Raw genomic sequence first — 16,770 nt, forward strand, 5'->3', positions numbered from 1 at the left:
GAAAATTTTGATACTCCTATCTTTGAAAAAAACGAACGGGTAAGATGATTCCCGTTCGTTGCAATTGCGCATTATTGAACTACTTTCTTCAAGTCCTCTACAATTAAGTCAACGGATCCTGCATCAGTACCATTATAATTCTTAATAACTTCCCCTTCAGGGCTAACCAAGAAAAACAGGGTACCATGGATTACTTGGTCCTCTCCCGTTGGTGGTGGCGCAACAATGTTTTTGAATGATGTAATGGAGAATTCCTTTATGGTCTCGAAGTCATAGCCCGTGAGGAAGGACCAATTTGAAAAATCAGCATCATAGCCTTGGCCATAATTTTTCAACACTTCAGGACTATCTATTTCTGGATCAATGCTAAACGATACTAATTGTGCATCAATTTCCTCTTCAGCAAGTCTATCTTGTAATGTAGCCATATTGTAGGTCATTGGCAAACAGACGCTAGTACAGTTTGTGAAGATAAAATCTGCTACCCACCAATTTCCCTCAAGGTCATTTAGACCTAGTGTTTCATTGTCTTGTGTAGTAAATTCAAAATGATCGATTTCCTCGGACATGTTTGTATCAATTGCATATCCACCACATGCAGCGAGAAACAGAAAAACAAATAAGATGAATAATTTCAAATAATTCAACTTTACCTTCCTTTCTCGATTGTATATTAGAAGCAAGCTTGAATTCATTATATCATTGCAATGCATATTAATTTAATATTTCTAATCCATTATGTGAAGTCTTTATGACAAAAGCGTCTATATTATCATCCTATCCTTAATTATATGTACGAAATGTTATCGGAATGTATACTAGTTAAGTTATGGAATCACTGGCAATTGTCGTTCAACGTCTCCTCTGCTCGAAACGATTCATTTAGGTAATATGGAAGTGGGCATATTTCATAATAAATCCCCTTTTTAGAATATCATTTATTTGTGCCTATATCCTAGAAAGGGGAAGAGTCTATATTAGTTGCTATGTGCAAAGGGAACTTACATTTGGTTTTCTAGACGTTTTGCTGAAGTGTATACACATGGAGTTCCGGCTTACAAAAGAACCGGTATGGGAGACGTGTTGTGCCAATCCCGCTATTTACATAAACAGTAAGCTTGTCATTATTTAATGAATATTTTCCTCGGACAAATTTCTCAGCGTATGCAGGTGTATACAGATGTCCAATGAATGGGAAGCGGATCTGTCCGCCATGACTATGCCCAGATAATTGGATATCAACTGGATACTGAACGGTAGTATCAGCATAATCCGGTTCATGTGCTAATAAAATTGTGAATAATTCTGGATTAGCGGATTGTAATGCTTGTTGTAAATTGGGGTCTCCGAGCATTACATCGTCAATACCAGCGATAATGATTCGATCATTATCCTTATTGATTGCTGTATGACTATTTTTCAATAGTGTAAAACCAGCCCGTTCCATTACATCATTAATAATGTCTGTTCCATATCCACCGTGATCGTGATTTCCGTAAATCCAATATTTGCCGTATCTAGCAGTAATCGTCGATAGTGCCTCAATTAAATTTGGGTACCAATCGTATTGATTTGGTTCATCTACAAGATCTCCAGTAAAAACGACAAGATCAGGCTTGAGGGTATTGATTTTTTTCATGAGTGCATTTATTTCTTCCATTGAATAATGGAAACCTGCATGTGTATCTGAAAACTGAACGATTCTAAAGTTATTAAACGCTGTGGCAATTTTATTTGAATAAATGGTCTCTTTTTGTATATGCAGCATCCTAGGTTCGATATCTCTAGCGTAATAATACGTTCCACTACTGAGACTAGCTAGTCCAACTATACTTCCAAGTCCCTTTTTTATAAAGGTACGTCGATTCATATTGCATGTCAAACCTTTCTAATAAGAAAAATATCATAACAAAATTATAGCATGGAAGCGGGGCAAATAGTGATTATCATCAAGAAAATAGTAATTTAAATTATCGGTATATTCGTTGACTTTGCATAAAACTAAGATTAATATTAAAGTAATGTAAATAAAATAGCGGTAATCATCCATGTTGAAGCGAAAGTGAGCAATAAAAAGAAAAACATCAGGAATTTAATCCTGATGAAATGTTTAATGAAATGTATTACAATATGCAAGCTTTTCATGGACTTATCAATGATTCAAACATATAAATAAAGTAGACGATCTTGGTGCAAATGTAATTTAATCGCAAGAATCGCAGTTTTTATGAATCGTTGAATGGATTCCTTCCATTTGGATCGTGCAATGTGAGATGTTGAAATGATGATGAATCAGTTCATTCGCTTGCTGGAGTAAATCATCACGATTAATTGACTCATTTACGATTAAATGGCAGCTCAATGTTGGGAATTCAGAGGTAATTGACCATACATGCAGGTCATGTACATCCTCAATACCATCCATTTTAGAAAGTGATTCTTTAATGGCTGTGACATTAATATTCTCTGGTTTTCCCTCCATCAAGATGTTCAGCGAATCTTTCGTAATTCTAAAACCTGAGAATATGATAAGTATCGCTACAACCACACTTGCAATTGGATCGGCAATATTCCAACCAAATAACAAGATTAGACTACCAGCAATAATTGCGCCAACCGATCCTAATAAATCACCGAATACATGCAGTAATGCGCTTCTTAGATTTAAGTTTTCTTTAGAATTCCCGCGCATTAGTAACCAAGCAACGACGATATTAATAATAAGACCGATGATAGCGATAATCATCATACTTCCATTTACGGTAGGAGGTTCTACAAATCGTTGGATTGCTTCAAAGAATATAAAGATTGCGATTAGAATGAGCGCTGCCCCATTTATAAAGGCGGCGATAATTTCAAATCGTCTGTATCCATAGGTTTTATCCATTGTCGCTTTTCTCTCACCAATTTTAAATGCCACAAGGCTAAGTCCCATTGCAGCGGCATCACTTAACATATGGCCAGCATCTGAAATCAATGCTAGGCTATTCGTTACGATACCGCCAATCGCTTCGATTATCATAAATAAGAAGATAATGATAAAGCTAAAGAAAAGGACTCTTATATTACTTGTGTGGTGATGATGGTGTCCAATGCTATGATCATCGTGATGGTTTCCCATTTGCAACCCTCCTAATTCGTATGTTTAATATGTTCAATGGTTTGATCTAATAAGTTCATAACATGATCGTCATCGAGCGAATAATAATTCGTTGTCTTTTCTTTTCTGTTTTTCACCAAACGTAACTGTTTTAAATATTTTAATTGATGGGAAATGGTTGACTGATTCATTTCAAGTTGATTTGCAATTTCATTTACCGAGCATTCCTTGTAAAATAACAAATGTAAAATCTTAATCCTTGTTGGATCTGACAATGCCTTAAATACTTGGGAAGACTGCTCAATTAACTCATTTTCAATTGAATGATAGGGCAAGGTGTACACTCCAATACAATATGATCATATGCTCATATTGTAAAATATGTGACAGGAAATAGCAAGAATTTGTTTACGAAAGAAGTCCATCTAAGATGTTACTTCGAATTATCTATGATAAACTTATAAAGTAATAATCTCATGGAGCGAGAGTAGAAAAGTGAGAATGAAAGCGTTGGCGTCCGTCTAGCTACAGCTTTATCATTAGGGCTGGCCGTGATACGTATCTTCATGAGTGTAACCCTGTTTTCTAAACACAGGAATTGTAAATAGACAAATTTTGTACTTTCTTATTCAATAAAAAAGGGGCGTTAGTTATGAGTATGACACAAGACAGGCAACTAGTTGATATAGCGGTTGCTGAATTAATGATATCCTCCGAGAAAGTTGCCCATGTACAGTTAAATAATCCGTTAGAACATGCATTATTAGTATTAGTTAAGTCTGGATATTCAGCTGTTCCAGTATTAGATGCTTCCTATAAATTAGCGGGTGTAATTGGCAAAACGGTAATCTTAAATCAAATACTTGGTCTAGAACGTTTTGAAATAGAAAAACTTTCGGAAATGCGTGTAGAGGAAATCATGGACCATGATGTAACAACATTATCGAAGGAGAATAACTTATTAGATGGTCTAAATGCGATTATTGATAATAATTTTATTTGTGTTGTCGATGATGAAGGGTATTTCGATGGTATTCTAACAAGAAGAGCAATCTTAAAACAATTAAAGAAGGAAATATATTCATCTAAACAATATTTAAAATAAAATCAGATTGGGTTTCTTCCTAGATTCTTCCGTATAAATTCGGTGCGTTCGGTGAAACTACATGTGAATGTTTTCTAATGTAGAGGAGGAAATGCTTATGGCACGTATTGGAGTTGAAGAAACACTTTCAGATGTAAAAGCAGCATTAGTCGAACTTGGTCATGAGGTTGTGGATTTGCGGTCTGAAGCAGATGTAGCAGGCTGTGATTGTTGCGTTATCTCTGGGCAAGATAAGGATGTAATGGGAATATCTAATGTAGTTATAGAAGGACCAGTAATAAATGCACATGGCTATAATGCGTTAGATGTATGTGAAATGGTAAATCAACGATTAAGCTAAGGAATTACTTTAAATGTTCATGTTTTCTAAAAAGCAAACAGACTTTGTTCGAAAATCTGTTTGCTTTTTTGTGTTGGAAGTTAAGAAACTATAAAATATTTCTTACTACATAATTGCAACCAAGTTTTCTAATGTAACAGGAGTAAGATTAGAACATATATTGTGAGTGGGCAAGAAACATGATGTTGTAATTAAGGGGGGCTTCCTATCAAATTAAGAGAACCATTACCTGAACTGACTGGGGCTACAACTTGGCTTAATAGTTATGCATTAAATAGGCAAGAATTAATTGGCGAAAAGCCTTTACTCGTACATTTCTGGTCGATTAGCTGCCATCTCTGTAAAAAAGCAATGCCACATGTGAACGAGCTAAAGGATGCATATCAAGACCACTTAAATGTAATTGCAGTTCACATGCCACTGTCTAAACAAGATATGAATATAGAAGAGATTACAAGAATTGCGCATGCACATCATATGACACAGCCAATTTTTATTGATAATGACTCATACTTATCTACTCAATTTCGAACACGTTTTGTGCCGACCTATTATGTATTTGATCGAAATGGCGAGCTTAGACATTATCAAACTGATGGAAAAATGAGTACGATAATAAATCGGATAAATCGGATCCTCGATAAGTAAGCAATCGGTAAAAAATACCCTTGCAATTAATTGCAAGGGTATTTTCCTGTGCGGTATTTTAAGTAAACTAGGATGTCACTTAGTCTCAATATTCATGTCGAAAAGATAATTTGAAAAATTATGCGAAATATATGGAAATTTATTTCGGAAACCGTTATATTAGTAATTACGGGAATTAACATCTAAGGGGGGGGAACAATTTGAAAACGTTTAAACGGTTACAAGGTTTTTACTGGCCATACAAGAAATATTTACTTTGGTCTTTATTCTTCTTATTATTTGTAACGACAATTACGATAGTGTATCCCATTATATTGCAGATAACGATTGACGAAGTTGTGGCGAAAGACAGGTATTCTTTAATTCCTTATATTTGTAGCATATTCTTTATACTAATGATTATGAAAGGCTTATCTACCTTTGCTTTTCAATATCTAGGTGATTTATTTGGGATGACCTCTGTTTATAAATTACGTGGATCGATTTATGATAAACTTCAAGCGTTATCATTCCGGTATTATGATAATGCAAAAACAGGGGATATTATGTCGCGCCTAACAGCAGATGTAGAAGGGTTTCGTTTCTTCTTATCTGCTGGGATTGCGGAATTAATTCGAACAATCTTATTAATTGTAATTAGTCTTGGTGTTATGTTTTACTATTCAGTCCCATTAGCGATTGTCACGATGGCTGCAATGCCTTTTCTAATTGTTGTCGTTTACCGATTTGATAAGCGTGTACATCCAGCGTTTCGAAAAATAAGAAAGTCAATGGGTGTATTAAATACAAGAATCCAAGAAAATATTAGTGGAATCAATACGGTTAAATCTTTGTCCAGAGAAGATTTCGAGGTAGAGAGATTTTCCACAAGCAATGACGAATATCGCAATAACTATATCGATACATCAAAGCTATGGGCGAAGTACTTCCCGCTTATGGAATTTATCGGCAATATTTGTGTTATTGCATTACTCGGTTATGGTGGTTATTTAGTAATCGATGGTGGGCTTGCACTAGGAGAATTAGTAGCTTTCTTTAGTCTAGTATGGTATATCCTTGATCCATTAATGAATCTAGGGTTCATCATTAATCAGTTTTCACAGGCAAAGGCATCTGGTGAACGATTAATCGAAATACTTGATGCAAAAGAAGATATTGTAGAAAAAGAAGATGCAGTAGATGTACCGATAAAAGGTCATATTACATTTAAGGATGTAACCTTAACCTATGTTAAAGATGATGATTCCGCACTGAAAAACATTAGTTTCGATGCACCGCCAGGGAAAATTATCGGCTTAATAGGGGCCACTGGATCAGGAAAGACGAGTATAACGCAATTAATCACACGATTTTATGAGCCGGAAGATGGAGAGGTCTATGTTGATGGTCGCCCTGTTTCCGATTATAGGCTTAAAACTCTACGTAAGCATATTGGTTTTGTCCTGCAAGAACCGTTTTTATTTTCAACAACAATAAGAGAAAATATTGCTTACGGTAATCCGAATGTAACGAATGAACAAATCATTGATGCAGCAAAAAGAGCGCAAGCACATGACTTTATCATGGAGATGCCAAAAGGATACGATACAATGCTAGGAGAACGTGGAATGGGACTCTCTGGCGGACAAAAGCAGCGGATAGCAATTGCACGGGCTATCTGTATTAATCCAAGTATCCTAATTCTAGATGATGCAACATCCGCAGTTGATATGGAAACAGAATTTAAAATCCAGCATGCACTTCGAGAAGTGATGCAGGGGAGAACATCCTTTATTATCGCTCATCGAATTTCTTCACTTAAGCATGCAGATGAAATCTTAGTGCTGGATGATGGGAAAATTGTTGAGCGTGGAACACATGATTATTTGCTGCAAAATAACGGTCCATATGAACGGATTTATAATATCCAATATCAAGACAAAGAAGCGGTTATGAATACAGCAAATTAATTAGGAGGTGACTGGTACAATGGCAGAAGCAACAGATAGGAAAAAAGAAAACAGGCATTTAAAACGATTTTATTATACCGTAGATCAAGCAATCGATAAACCATTTAACTGGAAGCAAATGCTACGTTTACTGCAATATGTTAAACCATATGGGAAGACATACCTCCCTGCGGCTTTGATTGCAATGTTACTTTCCACCATTATTCGTTTAACCGTACCAATACTTATTGGTAAAGTGGCAGTTGATGTTGCAATCATGAATCAAGATATTACGATGTTAAATTATCTTGTAATTGGGATAGGGGTTCTATACTTATTGAATTATGTTGCGAACGTATTCCGGATTAAATGGGTGAATCAACTGGGTCAAAATGTCATTTTTGATTTAAGGCAGCATTTATTCTCCCATGTTGAGCGCCTGTCACATCGATTCTTTGATAGCAGGTCAGCAGGATCTATTTTAGTCAGAATCTTAAATGATGTAAACTCGTTGCAGGAGCTATTTACGAATGGGATTATCAATTTATTGATGGATTTCGTCACATTAATTGCAATTGTTGTGATTCTATTTGCATTAAGCCCACAACTTGCACTCGCAGTAATTATTGTGATTCCACTAATGTTCCTAATTTCAACAAGATTAAGGAAGATGATTCGGAGAACCTGGCAGGATGTACGTATGCATCAATCACGACTAAATTCTCATTTAAACGAAGGACTTCAGGGCATGAGAATTACCCAATCGTTTACACAGGAAAATGAAAATGCAGAGTTTTTTAATGGTGTAAATCAAGGGTATTTTAATAGCTTTCGAATTGCTTCGAAGCGAAGTGCCATGTTCCGTCCGTTAGTTGATATATGTGATGCAGTTGGAACGATTATCTTAATTGCGTTCGGTTCTTATTTAATCTTAAATGGTACAATTCAGGTAGGTACGTTTGTATCGTTTGCCTTTTTCTTAGGTATGTTCTGGGGACCAATTTCAAGATTAGGACAAATGTATAACCAGCTGCTAATGGCAATGGCGTCTTCTGAGCGTATATTTGAATTTCTAGATGAAGAATCGAATGTAGAAGAGAAACAAAATGCATATGTGTTTACTGATATGAAAGGACATATTGAGTTTGATCATGTCGAATTTTCATATGAGGAAGACAGGATTGCATTGCATGAAATCTCACTGGATATGAAGGAAGGAGAGACGGTTGCACTTGTTGGTCATACCGGTAGTGGAAAGTCGACAATCGCTAACTTAATCAGCCGTTTCTATGATCCTACAAAAGGGTCAGTAAAAATTGATGGTATCGATTTAAAGGATGTCACGTTAGATAGCTTGCGAAGTCAAATAAGTGTGGTTCTACAGGATACATTTATTTTCTCTGGAACCATTATTGAAAATATTCGCTTTGGCAGGCCAAATGCAACCGATGAAGAGGTAATGAAGGCAGCTGAAGTAGTTGGAGCGGATGATTTCATTCAGCGTCTATCGAATGGATATTATACAGAGGTTGAAGAGAGAGGAAATATTTTATCAGCTGGGGAACGCCAATTGCTTTCCTTTGCAAGAGCATTGTTAGCCAATCCAAGAATTATTATTTTGGATGAGGCTACTGCAAGTATTGATACGGAAACAGAGGTAAAGATTCAAGAAGCAATGCGTACCTTGTTAAAGGGAAGAACATCTATTATTATTGCACATCGGTTATCAACGATTCGAGAGTCGGATACGATTTTCGTCTTAGAACAGGGGAATATCATCGAGCAAGGGGATCATGAGCAATTAATGAACCATCAAGGTAAGTATTATGATTTGGTTCAATCACAGTTTCAAATGTTAGATGCGATATAAAATGAGTTGGAAGAGTGCATATCGAAATGGGTATGCACCTTTTCTAGGTAGTTAAGAAAGTATAACGACTATCTGAACGCATAAGTGAGGCCTACAGGATTTAGGTCAGTTCGGTGTTGCGACAGGACGTCGCATTTTTAACCGAACTTGCCCTAAAGGCTGTCACCGAAAGGCTTAGTGACAACCAAGTTTTCTAATAAAAAATATGGTATGATAATGATAAAGTTAGGTAGACATGGGGGTACAAGATGAAAAAGGAATTTGCAGTTATTGGATTAGGCCGCTTTGGCGGAAGTATTTGTAGGGAATTGAGTTTAGAAGGAATGCAAGTACTGGCAATTGATAAAGATGAAGAAAAGGTAAATGAATTTAAAAATATTGCCTCCCATGCGGTTATATTAGACTCAACGGATGAGGATTCTTTAAGAGAAATTGGAATAAGTAATTTTGAACATGTTATCGTCGCAATTGGTGAAAATATACAGGCAAGCATTTTAACGACAGTCATTTTATCTGAATTAGGCGTAAATCGAATTACAGTTAAGGCGCAAAATGATTATCATGAAAAAATACTAAATAAAATTGGCGCCCATCAAATTGTGCATCCTGAACGTGACATGGGGAGACGAATTGCCCATAATCTGATCTCTAGTAATATTCTTGACTATCTCGAATTATCGGATGAGCACAGTATTGTCGAGGTTAAGGTAGGGCGGAAGATGAAAGGGAAAACATTAATTGACCTAGACATCCGTGCAAATTATGGATGTAATGTTGTTGCTATCAAACAAGGAAAGTCGATCAATGTTTCGCCAATGGCGGATGAAGTACTTAAAGAGGATGAAGTATTAATCGTAATCGGTGCGGATATTGATATATCAAGATTCGAAAAGAATTTAGTTATTGATGATTAAGAAGCAAATTGAAAGGGGCTTAATTCTGTCGGAAAGTAATTAATAGTTATAAAACAAGACCTGAATTATTAAATTCAGGTCTTGTTTGGTAGTTAAGAAAATATAAAATATTTCTTACTACATAGTTTTCTAATATTTACACTTCCATGATAATTGGTAATACCATTGGACGGCGTTTTGTTTTTTCATATAGGAATGGTGCAATGGTATCGGTGATTTCATTTTTAATTTCCGACCATTGGGTTGTTTTTCTTTCCATTACCTTAGATAGATGACTTGAAACAAGTTTCTGTGCCTCATTAATTAGGTCCTCAGATTCCCTCATATAAACAAATCCACGGGAAATAATATCTGGGCCTGCCGCAATTCTGAATTCTTTCATATTAATGCTGACTACGACGATTACTAAACCTTCCTCGGATAGGATTCGGCGGTCGCGTAAAACAATATTACCAATGTCGCCAATCCCACTTCCATCAACATAAATGGAGCCAGAAGGGATTTTACCAGCAATTTCACCTTGTTCTTTTCCTAGAGCTAATACATCACCATTATCCATGATGAAGATATTACTTGGATCAACACCGCAAGCTATTGCGAGTTTCTCATGCTCTTTAAACATCCGGTATTCTCCATGAATCGGTAGGAAGAACTTAGGTTGGATAAGTCGTAACATTAATTTCTGATCTTCTTGTGCACCATGCCCTGAAGTATGAACATTGTTCAATTTTCCGTGGATTACTTCAGCACCAGCACGGTATAATTTATTGATGATTCTTGATACACTGACCGTATTACCAGGGATTGGTGAAGATGAGAATACGACAGTGTCACCAGGTATTAATTGGATTTGTCGATGTGTTCCATTTGCAATTCTTGATAATGCTGCCATCGACTCACCTTGTGAACCAGTACAAAGGATCGTTACTTCATTCGCAGGTAGTCGGTTAAGCTGATGTGCATCAATAAAGGTTTCTTTTGGTGCTTGAATATATCCTAGCTCAAGACCAAGGTTGATAGCTGATTCCATACTTCTACCAAATACTGCAACCTTACGATTATATTTCATAGCAGATTCGATGACTTGTTGCAGTCTGTAAATATTAGAGGCGAAGGTGGCAAAAATCAATCTACCATCTGCACGATTGAAAATATCGTTAATACTTTGACCTACAACGCTTTCTGACATCGTATAACCAGGGACTTCACTATTTGTACTGTCTGAAAGTAAGCAAAGAACGCCTTCTTTACCAATCTCAGCCATTTTTGCAAGATTAGCTGGTTCGCCAACTGGAGTAAAGTCAAATTTGAAATCTCCAGTATGAACAATATTTCCAGGTGGTGTTTTAACGACGACACCATATGCATCTGGAATACTGTGTGTAGTACGGAAAAAGCTTACGGAAGTTTTACGGAATTTAATAACATCATCTTCTTGTATAATGTTTAATTTTGCAGTTCTTAATAAACCATGTTCATCTAATTTATTTCTAATTAATCCGATTGCAAGTTTTCCTGCATAAATTGGAATATTTACTTCACGTAATAGGAATGGGATACCGCCAATGTGATCCTCATGTCCATGAGTTATGAATAATCCTTTAATTTTATCTTGGTTTTGTACGATATAGGTATAATCTGGTATTACGTAGTCAATTCCAAGAAGTTCATCTTCAGGGAACTTAACTCCAGCATCAATTAAAATAATTTCATCCTGGAATTGAACGCCATACGTATTTTTTCCTATTTCACCTAGTCCACCAAGCGCGAATACAGCTGTCTGATCATTTTTTACAAATTTCATAATTAAATATTCTCCAATTCAAAATTTCCGGATTTCTGTTCATATTCTAGATGTGCAGCATCTAGCACTTGGATTAACTCGATATTATAGTCGCGATCGTTTAATTTTTGGCGAACTTCGCGTACTGAATTTGCTTCCAAGTACAAACTTTTTGTTTTTTCACGGACGGGTGTTTCATTTAAAGATTCTTGATACAATACTTTATAAATCATTCTATCTCTCCTGACCTAAATCTGATTCTTTTTATTTTTGGTAGTTAAGAAAGTATAAATCCATTCTTACTACATAAGTGCAACTAAGGCTGTCACCAAAATGCTTGGTGACATCCAAGTTTACTAAATTGTTTAATAAAGCTATCGACTATTATTCAAGTGATAACTAAAGTGTCTTAATAAATTAGATGTTATTTATTTTCCGTAGCCGTATTAAAATAAGCCTATTATGCTTCCGAAACATAACCAGTTTAACTTGCAATACTTAATTCGTTGTGATTGGTGATATCAATGATAGTCTTTTTCAAAAGTTGTAGGTACACGTCCTTCTTTGCCTAAAAATTCCTTCCAGCGTTTCTTTAGCTTTTCTTTTAGGCGCTTCAGCATAATCATGCACGTCTCCTTCCAAATATTTAAGAAAAGCAACATAAACATCTACCGATCCAATCCCTCTTAACTACAGTATAGTACGATTTGAGGAAATATGAAATACAAATCCATGATTTATCTTAAAAATCGTATTAATTTCTAGGGAATTTGTTGATATGAGTATGTTTTGCAGAGAAATAATAATTATTCATTTTCAGGAATGATACCCCTAAAATACAAAAAGTGCCCAATGATGGGCACTTTTTGTATTTATACAGCGTGTAAGTATTTTTGCCACTTAACAAATATTAAATAATTAAAATTCGATATAAACAGTGGACTAGTGATAATTTTGGTTTCAGATCTTTAGAGAAGTTGAAATCGCTCAAAAGGTTACATTGGTTTACTTCAATTAACGTCGTTTGTAAGAGGTAAGCCGCGCTTTTATATATGATTTTTTACAATCCCAGCGTAAGAATACACGAAGACTCCTGCTGGAAGAAGAGGCTCACCAGCTCCCCGCGGAAAGCGTACTGTATTTCTGTAGCGAACAGCCTGGGAACCTTAAGCACTAAACTAATCAGCAGTTTATATAAAACCGGTATTAGTAACGTATTCCTTATTCGATGACAGTTGAGTTGTCAGGAACTGCATAAGGGAATTCTTTATTAATATGATCATAAAACATGATACCATTTAAATGGTCAATTTCATGTTGGAAGACGATAGCTGGATAGCCTTTTAATCGAAGTTTTACTGGATTGCCATTAAGGTCTGTTGCTTTAATCGTTACTCGTGCGTGACGGGGAACATATCCCTCAACAGGACGATCGACAGAGAGACAACCTTCACCAGCAGCCATATAAGATTGCTCAACAGAATGACTAACAATCTTTGGATTTACTAATCCGTAATTGTATACTTTTCCATCCGCATCTTCAAAAAAAACTGCGATTAACCGTTTTTCAATACCGAGCTGTGGTGCTGCTAGACCAACGCCAGCTCGTAAGTCATATTTAGTTGCAATTTCTTCATCCTGACTATTTTTCAAAAACTCGAGCATGTCAAGTAGAAGTTGTTTATCATCATCACGAATAGGAAGCTCTACATCCTTTGCTACATTTACTAGTGAAGGATGTCCTTCACGTACGATATCTTTCATAGTTATCATTGTTCATACTCCTTTTACATTACATAAAGTTACAATTTATATCATATTATTTTAACATAGGTTATAGGGTTTAATCATTAATTTAATATGCTAACATGTTAAGTAATAAATTGAAAATCGTTTTTGAATGTTTTATGGTATAATGTAGAACATATTATTGAAGCAACTAGATGGTAGGAGGATGCTTGAATGGGATGGAAAGGATCAAAGCTTATGGGGTTTGCTATGATGCTAATTATTGTATTTTTAACAGCATGTAGTGGTGAATCAACAGAGGCACAAATACATAATCATTTAGAAGAAGCGGTTCATTTAGAGGAAGGTTTTGAAGCACAACAAGGAAATATTACTGATTTGGAAAGGCAAGAGCAAGAAATATATAGTCAAATTATCGATATAGGCATGGATGAATTTGATCAAATTGTAGAACTTGCGAAGAAGGCTACTGGCATTATTGACGAAAGATCAGAGGAAATTGAGTTAGAAAAAGAAAGTATTGATGCATCGAGAGAAGAATTTAATAAAGTCCGTTCATTGATTGATGAACTTGAAGAGGGAGAAGTAAAGCAAGAAGCAAATAAAATGTATGATATGATGGAAAATCGGTATAAATCATATGATAAGTTGCATGAGGCATACGTACAGTCATTAGCACAAGAGAAAGAACTATATTCAATGCTGCAAAAAGAAGATTTAGAGCAAGAGGAATTAACAGAACAAATTAATCTAATAAATGAAAGTTATCAAAAGATATTAGATGAGAATAAGAAATTCAATGAGTATACAACAGAATATAATACAATGAAGAAAGAATTTTATACATTAGCGGATCTTAATGTAACTTATGTGGAATAGTAATAGTAGAAGGGCTGAAACTCAATTCAGCTCTTTTTTTATTGGATGGATCAGATGTATTATAACAGGCTTCGTGTTGTAATATAACAAAATACATCTGTAAAAATGACTAGTATAAACAATTTATGTAACACCTTTCATTGTAGTAAAGTAGACACAAGATTATTATTGACGATATAAGGAAAATAGTCTATCATGAATTTGTATTCATGATTGTACCACTAAAACTAATGCTTTAAAATGTAACAGTTTAAGGAAATTGAATAAGTGTTAAAAAAGGTTTAATAGGGTACAACCAATATAGAGATTTTATGAGTTTTAGTTTTTGTTAGTTGGGAAAGCTATCAAAGAAAATATTATTTGGGTATAGAAAGGATTGGTGACTATTTTGAAACACGTATTAGAAAGTGTTGAAAATCAGTTCGAAACATTCCAGATTCTTGATGAAAATGGGAAAGTTGTTAATAAAGCAGATATGCCTGATCTTTCAGATGAGGATTTAAAGGAATTAATGCGTCGTATGGTATATACACGTGTACTAGATCAACGTTCAATCGCACTTAACCGCCAAGGACGTTTAGGATTCTATGCACCAACAGCAGGACAAGAAGCTTCACAACTTGGTAGTCATTTTGCATTAGAAAAAGAAGATTTCTTATTACCAGGTTATCGGGATGTTCCACAATTAATTTGGCAAGGACTTCCATTACATCAAGCATTCTTATGGTCAAGAGGACATTATGCTGGGGGACAATTTCCAGAAGATGTAAGAGCATTATTCCCACAAATTATTATTGGTGCACAATTTGTACAAGCAGCTGGTGTTGCGTTAGGAATTAAAAAACGTGGTAAACAAGCTGTTGCAGTTACATGGACTGGTGATGGTGGTACATCACAAGGTGATTTCTATGAAGGTATGAACTTTGCAGGTGCATTTAAAGCTCCAGCAATTTTTATTGCGCAAAATAATGGCTTTGCTATTTCTGTGCCAAGAGAAAAACAAACATCTGCAAAAACATTAGCACAAAAAGCGATTGCAGCAGGTATTGAAGGAATTCAAGTTGATGGAATGGACGTGTTAGCTGTTTATGCAGCAACAAAGCATGCCCGCGTTCGTGCAATCAATGGCGAAGGCCCAACATTAATCGAAACATTAACATATCGTTATGGTCCACATACAATGTCAGGTGATGACCCAACGCGTTATCGCTCTGATGAACTAAATTCAGAATGGGAAAAGAAAGATCCACTTATTCGTTTCCGTAAATTCCTTGAAGGTAAGAAGTTATGGTCTGAAGAAGAAGAAACAAAAGTAATTGAAGAAGCGAAGAGCGATATTAAAGAAGCAATTAAAAAAGCTGACCAAGCTCCAAAACAAAAAGTAACCGATTTGATCGGATTCATGTACGAAGAACTTCCAGTGAACTTGCAAACACAATTGGAAGAGTACCAAGCAAAGGAGTCGAAATAACTCATGGCACAAATGACAATGATTCAAGCAATAACTGATGCAATGCGCAATGAACTAAAAAATGATGAAAACGTGCTAGTTTTCGGTGAAGACGTTGGTCAAAACGGCGGTGTGTTCCGTGCGACAGAAGGATTACAAAAAGAATTCGGCGAAGATCGCGTATTTGATACTCCACTTGCTGAATCTGGAATTGGTGGTCTTGCAATTGGATTAGCACTAGAAGGATACCGTCCAGTACCAGAAATTCAATTCTTCGGCTTTGTATTTGAAGTAATGGATTCTGTAGCAGGACAAATGAATCGTCTGCGTTTCCGTACTGGTGGAACAAAAAATGCGCCAATTACAGTACGTGCACCATTTGGTGGTGGGGTTCATACTCCAGAAATGCATTCTGACTCATTAGAAGGATTAATTGCACAAACACCTGGAATTAAAGTGGTAATCCCTTCAACTCCATATGAAGCAAAAGGTTTATTAATTTCATCTATTCGCGATAATGATCCAGTAGTATTCTTAGAGCATATGAAACTATATCGTTCATTCCGTGAAGAAGTTCCAGAAGAGGAATATACAATTGAACTTGGTAAAGCAGCAGTTAAACGTGAAGGGAAAGATGTTACAGTTGTTGCTTATGGCGCAATGGTTCATTCTTCATTAAAAGCTGCCGAAGAACTAGAAAAAGAAGGTATTGATGTTGAAGTTATCGACCTTCGAACTGTATCACCTGTTGATTATGACACAGTAATTGAATCTGTTAATAAAACAGGACATGCAGTTGTTGTTCAAGAAGCACAACGTCAAGCAGGTATTGCGGCAAATATCGTAGCTGAGATTCAAGAGAGAGCGATTTTACATTTAGAAGCTCCAGTACTTCGAGTTACAGCAGCAGATACTGTTTATCCATTCTCTGAAGCGGAAGATGTATGGTTACCAAGTCATCAAGATATCGTAGAGAAGATTAAAGCTGTCGTAAACTTTTAATT

Annotated in this window: 16 protein-coding genes; 9 read left to right on the forward strand and 7 right to left on the reverse strand. The window is 35.7% G+C overall.

From position 1 onward, the window contains the following. Window positions 1–71 precede the first annotated feature (71 nt). From CWR48_RS12650 to CWR48_RS12665, 4 genes are all read right to left on the reverse strand, one after another. Window positions 72–647 carry an SCO family protein gene (locus CWR48_RS12650; protein ID WP_115773588.1) on the reverse strand — a complete coding sequence of 192 codons (576 nt, stop codon included), beginning with the start codon at window positions 645–647 and terminating at the stop codon, window positions 72–74. Between the two features lie 368 nt (window positions 648–1,015). Next, on the reverse strand, window positions 1,016–1,870 hold the full coding sequence (locus tag CWR48_RS12655) for a metallophosphoesterase (protein WP_115773589.1): 855 nt from the start codon (window positions 1,868–1,870) through the stop codon (window positions 1,016–1,018). A gap of 333 nt (window positions 1,871–2,203) precedes the next feature. Continuing rightward, window positions 2,204–3,121 carry a cation diffusion facilitator family transporter gene (locus CWR48_RS12660; RefSeq protein WP_147294885.1) on the reverse strand — a complete coding sequence of 306 codons (918 nt, stop codon included), beginning with the start codon at window positions 3,119–3,121 and terminating at the stop codon, window positions 2,204–2,206. 11 nt (window positions 3,122–3,132) lie between these two features. Further along, window positions 3,133–3,435 carry an ArsR/SmtB family transcription factor gene (locus CWR48_RS12665; RefSeq protein ID WP_115773591.1) on the reverse strand — a complete coding sequence of 101 codons (303 nt, stop codon included), beginning with the start codon at window positions 3,433–3,435 and terminating at the stop codon, window positions 3,133–3,135. A 317-nt stretch (window positions 3,436–3,752) separates the two neighbouring features. Between CWR48_RS12665 and cbpB the strand changes: the two genes are divergently transcribed. From cbpB to CWR48_RS12695, 6 genes are all read left to right on the forward strand, one after another. Next, complete coding sequence (cbpB, locus tag CWR48_RS12670) at window positions 3,753–4,205, forward strand: cyclic-di-AMP-binding protein CbpB (RefSeq protein ID WP_115773592.1); 453 nt, start codon at window positions 3,753–3,755, stop codon at window positions 4,203–4,205. Window positions 4,206–4,302: 97 nt separating this feature from the next. Then, on the forward strand, window positions 4,303–4,545 hold the full coding sequence (locus tag CWR48_RS12675) for a YkuS family protein (RefSeq protein WP_115773593.1): 243 nt from the start codon (window positions 4,303–4,305) through the stop codon (window positions 4,543–4,545). Between the two features lie 207 nt (window positions 4,546–4,752). Next, window positions 4,753–5,193, forward strand: coding sequence for a TlpA family protein disulfide reductase (locus tag CWR48_RS12680; RefSeq protein WP_115773594.1), 441 nt, complete (start codon window positions 4,753–4,755; stop codon window positions 5,191–5,193). A gap of 200 nt (window positions 5,194–5,393) precedes the next feature. Continuing rightward, entirely contained in the window at window positions 5,394–7,142 is a 1,749-nt protein-coding gene (locus tag CWR48_RS12685) for an ABC transporter ATP-binding protein (protein ID WP_115773595.1), read from the forward strand. Between the two features lie 19 nt (window positions 7,143–7,161). Next, window positions 7,162–8,991, forward strand: coding sequence for an ABC transporter ATP-binding protein (locus tag CWR48_RS12690; RefSeq protein WP_115773596.1), 1,830 nt, complete (start codon window positions 7,162–7,164; stop codon window positions 8,989–8,991). Between the two features lie 248 nt (window positions 8,992–9,239). Beyond that, a complete protein-coding gene (locus CWR48_RS12695) occupies window positions 9,240–9,905 on the forward strand; it encodes a potassium channel family protein (protein ID WP_115773597.1) in 666 nt (221 codons plus the stop codon). Window positions 9,906–10,041: 136 nt separating this feature from the next. Here CWR48_RS12695 and rnjA read toward each other — a convergent pair whose 3' ends face one another. The 3 genes from rnjA to def form a co-directional block, all read right to left on the reverse strand. Continuing rightward, window positions 10,042–11,709 carry a ribonuclease J1 gene (gene rnjA / locus CWR48_RS12700; protein WP_115773598.1) on the reverse strand — a complete coding sequence of 556 codons (1,668 nt, stop codon included), beginning with the start codon at window positions 11,707–11,709 and terminating at the stop codon, window positions 10,042–10,044. 2 nt (window positions 11,710–11,711) lie between these two features. After that, complete coding sequence (locus CWR48_RS12705; RefSeq protein WP_115773599.1) at window positions 11,712–11,921, reverse strand: DNA-dependent RNA polymerase subunit epsilon; 210 nt, start codon at window positions 11,919–11,921, stop codon at window positions 11,712–11,714. Between the two features lie 988 nt (window positions 11,922–12,909). Further along, entirely contained in the window at window positions 12,910–13,461 is a 552-nt protein-coding gene (gene def / locus CWR48_RS12710; protein WP_115773600.1) for a peptide deformylase, read from the reverse strand. Window positions 13,462–13,650: 189 nt separating this feature from the next. On the opposite strand from def, the gene CWR48_RS12715 reads away from it, so the two are divergent. The 3 genes from CWR48_RS12715 to CWR48_RS12725 all read left to right on the forward strand — a co-directional run bounded on the left by CWR48_RS12715 (window position 13,651) and on the right by CWR48_RS12725 (window position 16,768). Next, entirely contained in the window at window positions 13,651–14,316 is a 666-nt protein-coding gene (locus CWR48_RS12715) for a YkyA family protein (RefSeq protein ID WP_245976797.1), read from the forward strand. Between the two features lie 388 nt (window positions 14,317–14,704). Continuing rightward, a complete protein-coding gene (gene pdhA, locus CWR48_RS12720) occupies window positions 14,705–15,787 on the forward strand; it encodes a pyruvate dehydrogenase (acetyl-transferring) E1 component subunit alpha (protein WP_115773601.1) in 1,083 nt (360 codons plus the stop codon). A 3-nt stretch (window positions 15,788–15,790) separates the two neighbouring features. Continuing rightward, window positions 15,791–16,768 (forward strand): alpha-ketoacid dehydrogenase subunit beta, encoded by a 978-nt coding sequence (locus tag CWR48_RS12725; protein WP_115773602.1) that lies wholly within the window; start codon window positions 15,791–15,793, stop codon window positions 16,766–16,768. Window positions 16,769–16,770: the final 2 nt, after the last annotated feature.

The sequence above is a fragment of the Oceanobacillus arenosus genome (assembly GCF_003369575.1).
In the GTDB taxonomy this organism is placed as follows: domain Bacteria; phylum Bacillota; class Bacilli; order Bacillales; family Amphibacillaceae; genus Oceanobacillus; species Oceanobacillus arenosus.

Bases quoted from the DNA above. Each gene is read 5' to 3' on its own strand.
- CWR48_RS12675 (WP_115773593.1), top strand. From the start codon at position 4,303: ATGGCACGTATTGGAGTTGAAGAAACACTTTCAGATGTAAAAGCAGCA.
- CWR48_RS12715 (WP_245976797.1), top strand. From the start codon at position 13,651: ATGGGATGGAAAGGATCAAAGCTTATGGGGTTTGCTATGATGCTAATT.
- CWR48_RS12695 (WP_115773597.1), top strand. From the start codon at position 9,240: ATGAAAAAGGAATTTGCAGTTATTGGATTAGGCCGCTTTGGCGGAAGT.
- CWR48_RS12690 (WP_115773596.1), top strand. From the start codon at position 7,162: ATGGCAGAAGCAACAGATAGGAAAAAAGAAAACAGGCATTTAAAACGA.
- CWR48_RS12705 (WP_115773599.1), bottom strand. From the start codon at position 11,921: ATGATTTATAAAGTATTGTATCAAGAATCTTTAAATGAAACACCCGTC.
- cbpB (WP_115773592.1), top strand. From the start codon at position 3,753: ATGAGTATGACACAAGACAGGCAACTAGTTGATATAGCGGTTGCTGAA.
- rnjA (WP_115773598.1), bottom strand. From the start codon at position 11,709: ATGAAATTTGTAAAAAATGATCAGACAGCTGTATTCGCGCTTGGTGGA.
- CWR48_RS12725 (WP_115773602.1), top strand. From the start codon at position 15,791: ATGGCACAAATGACAATGATTCAAGCAATAACTGATGCAATGCGCAAT.
- CWR48_RS12660 (WP_147294885.1), bottom strand. From the start codon at position 3,121: ATGGGAAACCATCACGATGATCATAGCATTGGACACCATCATCACCAC.
- CWR48_RS12655 (WP_115773589.1), bottom strand. From the start codon at position 1,870: ATGAATCGACGTACCTTTATAAAAAAGGGACTTGGAAGTATAGTTGGA.
- def (WP_115773600.1), bottom strand. From the start codon at position 13,461: ATGATAACTATGAAAGATATCGTACGTGAAGGACATCCTTCACTAGTA.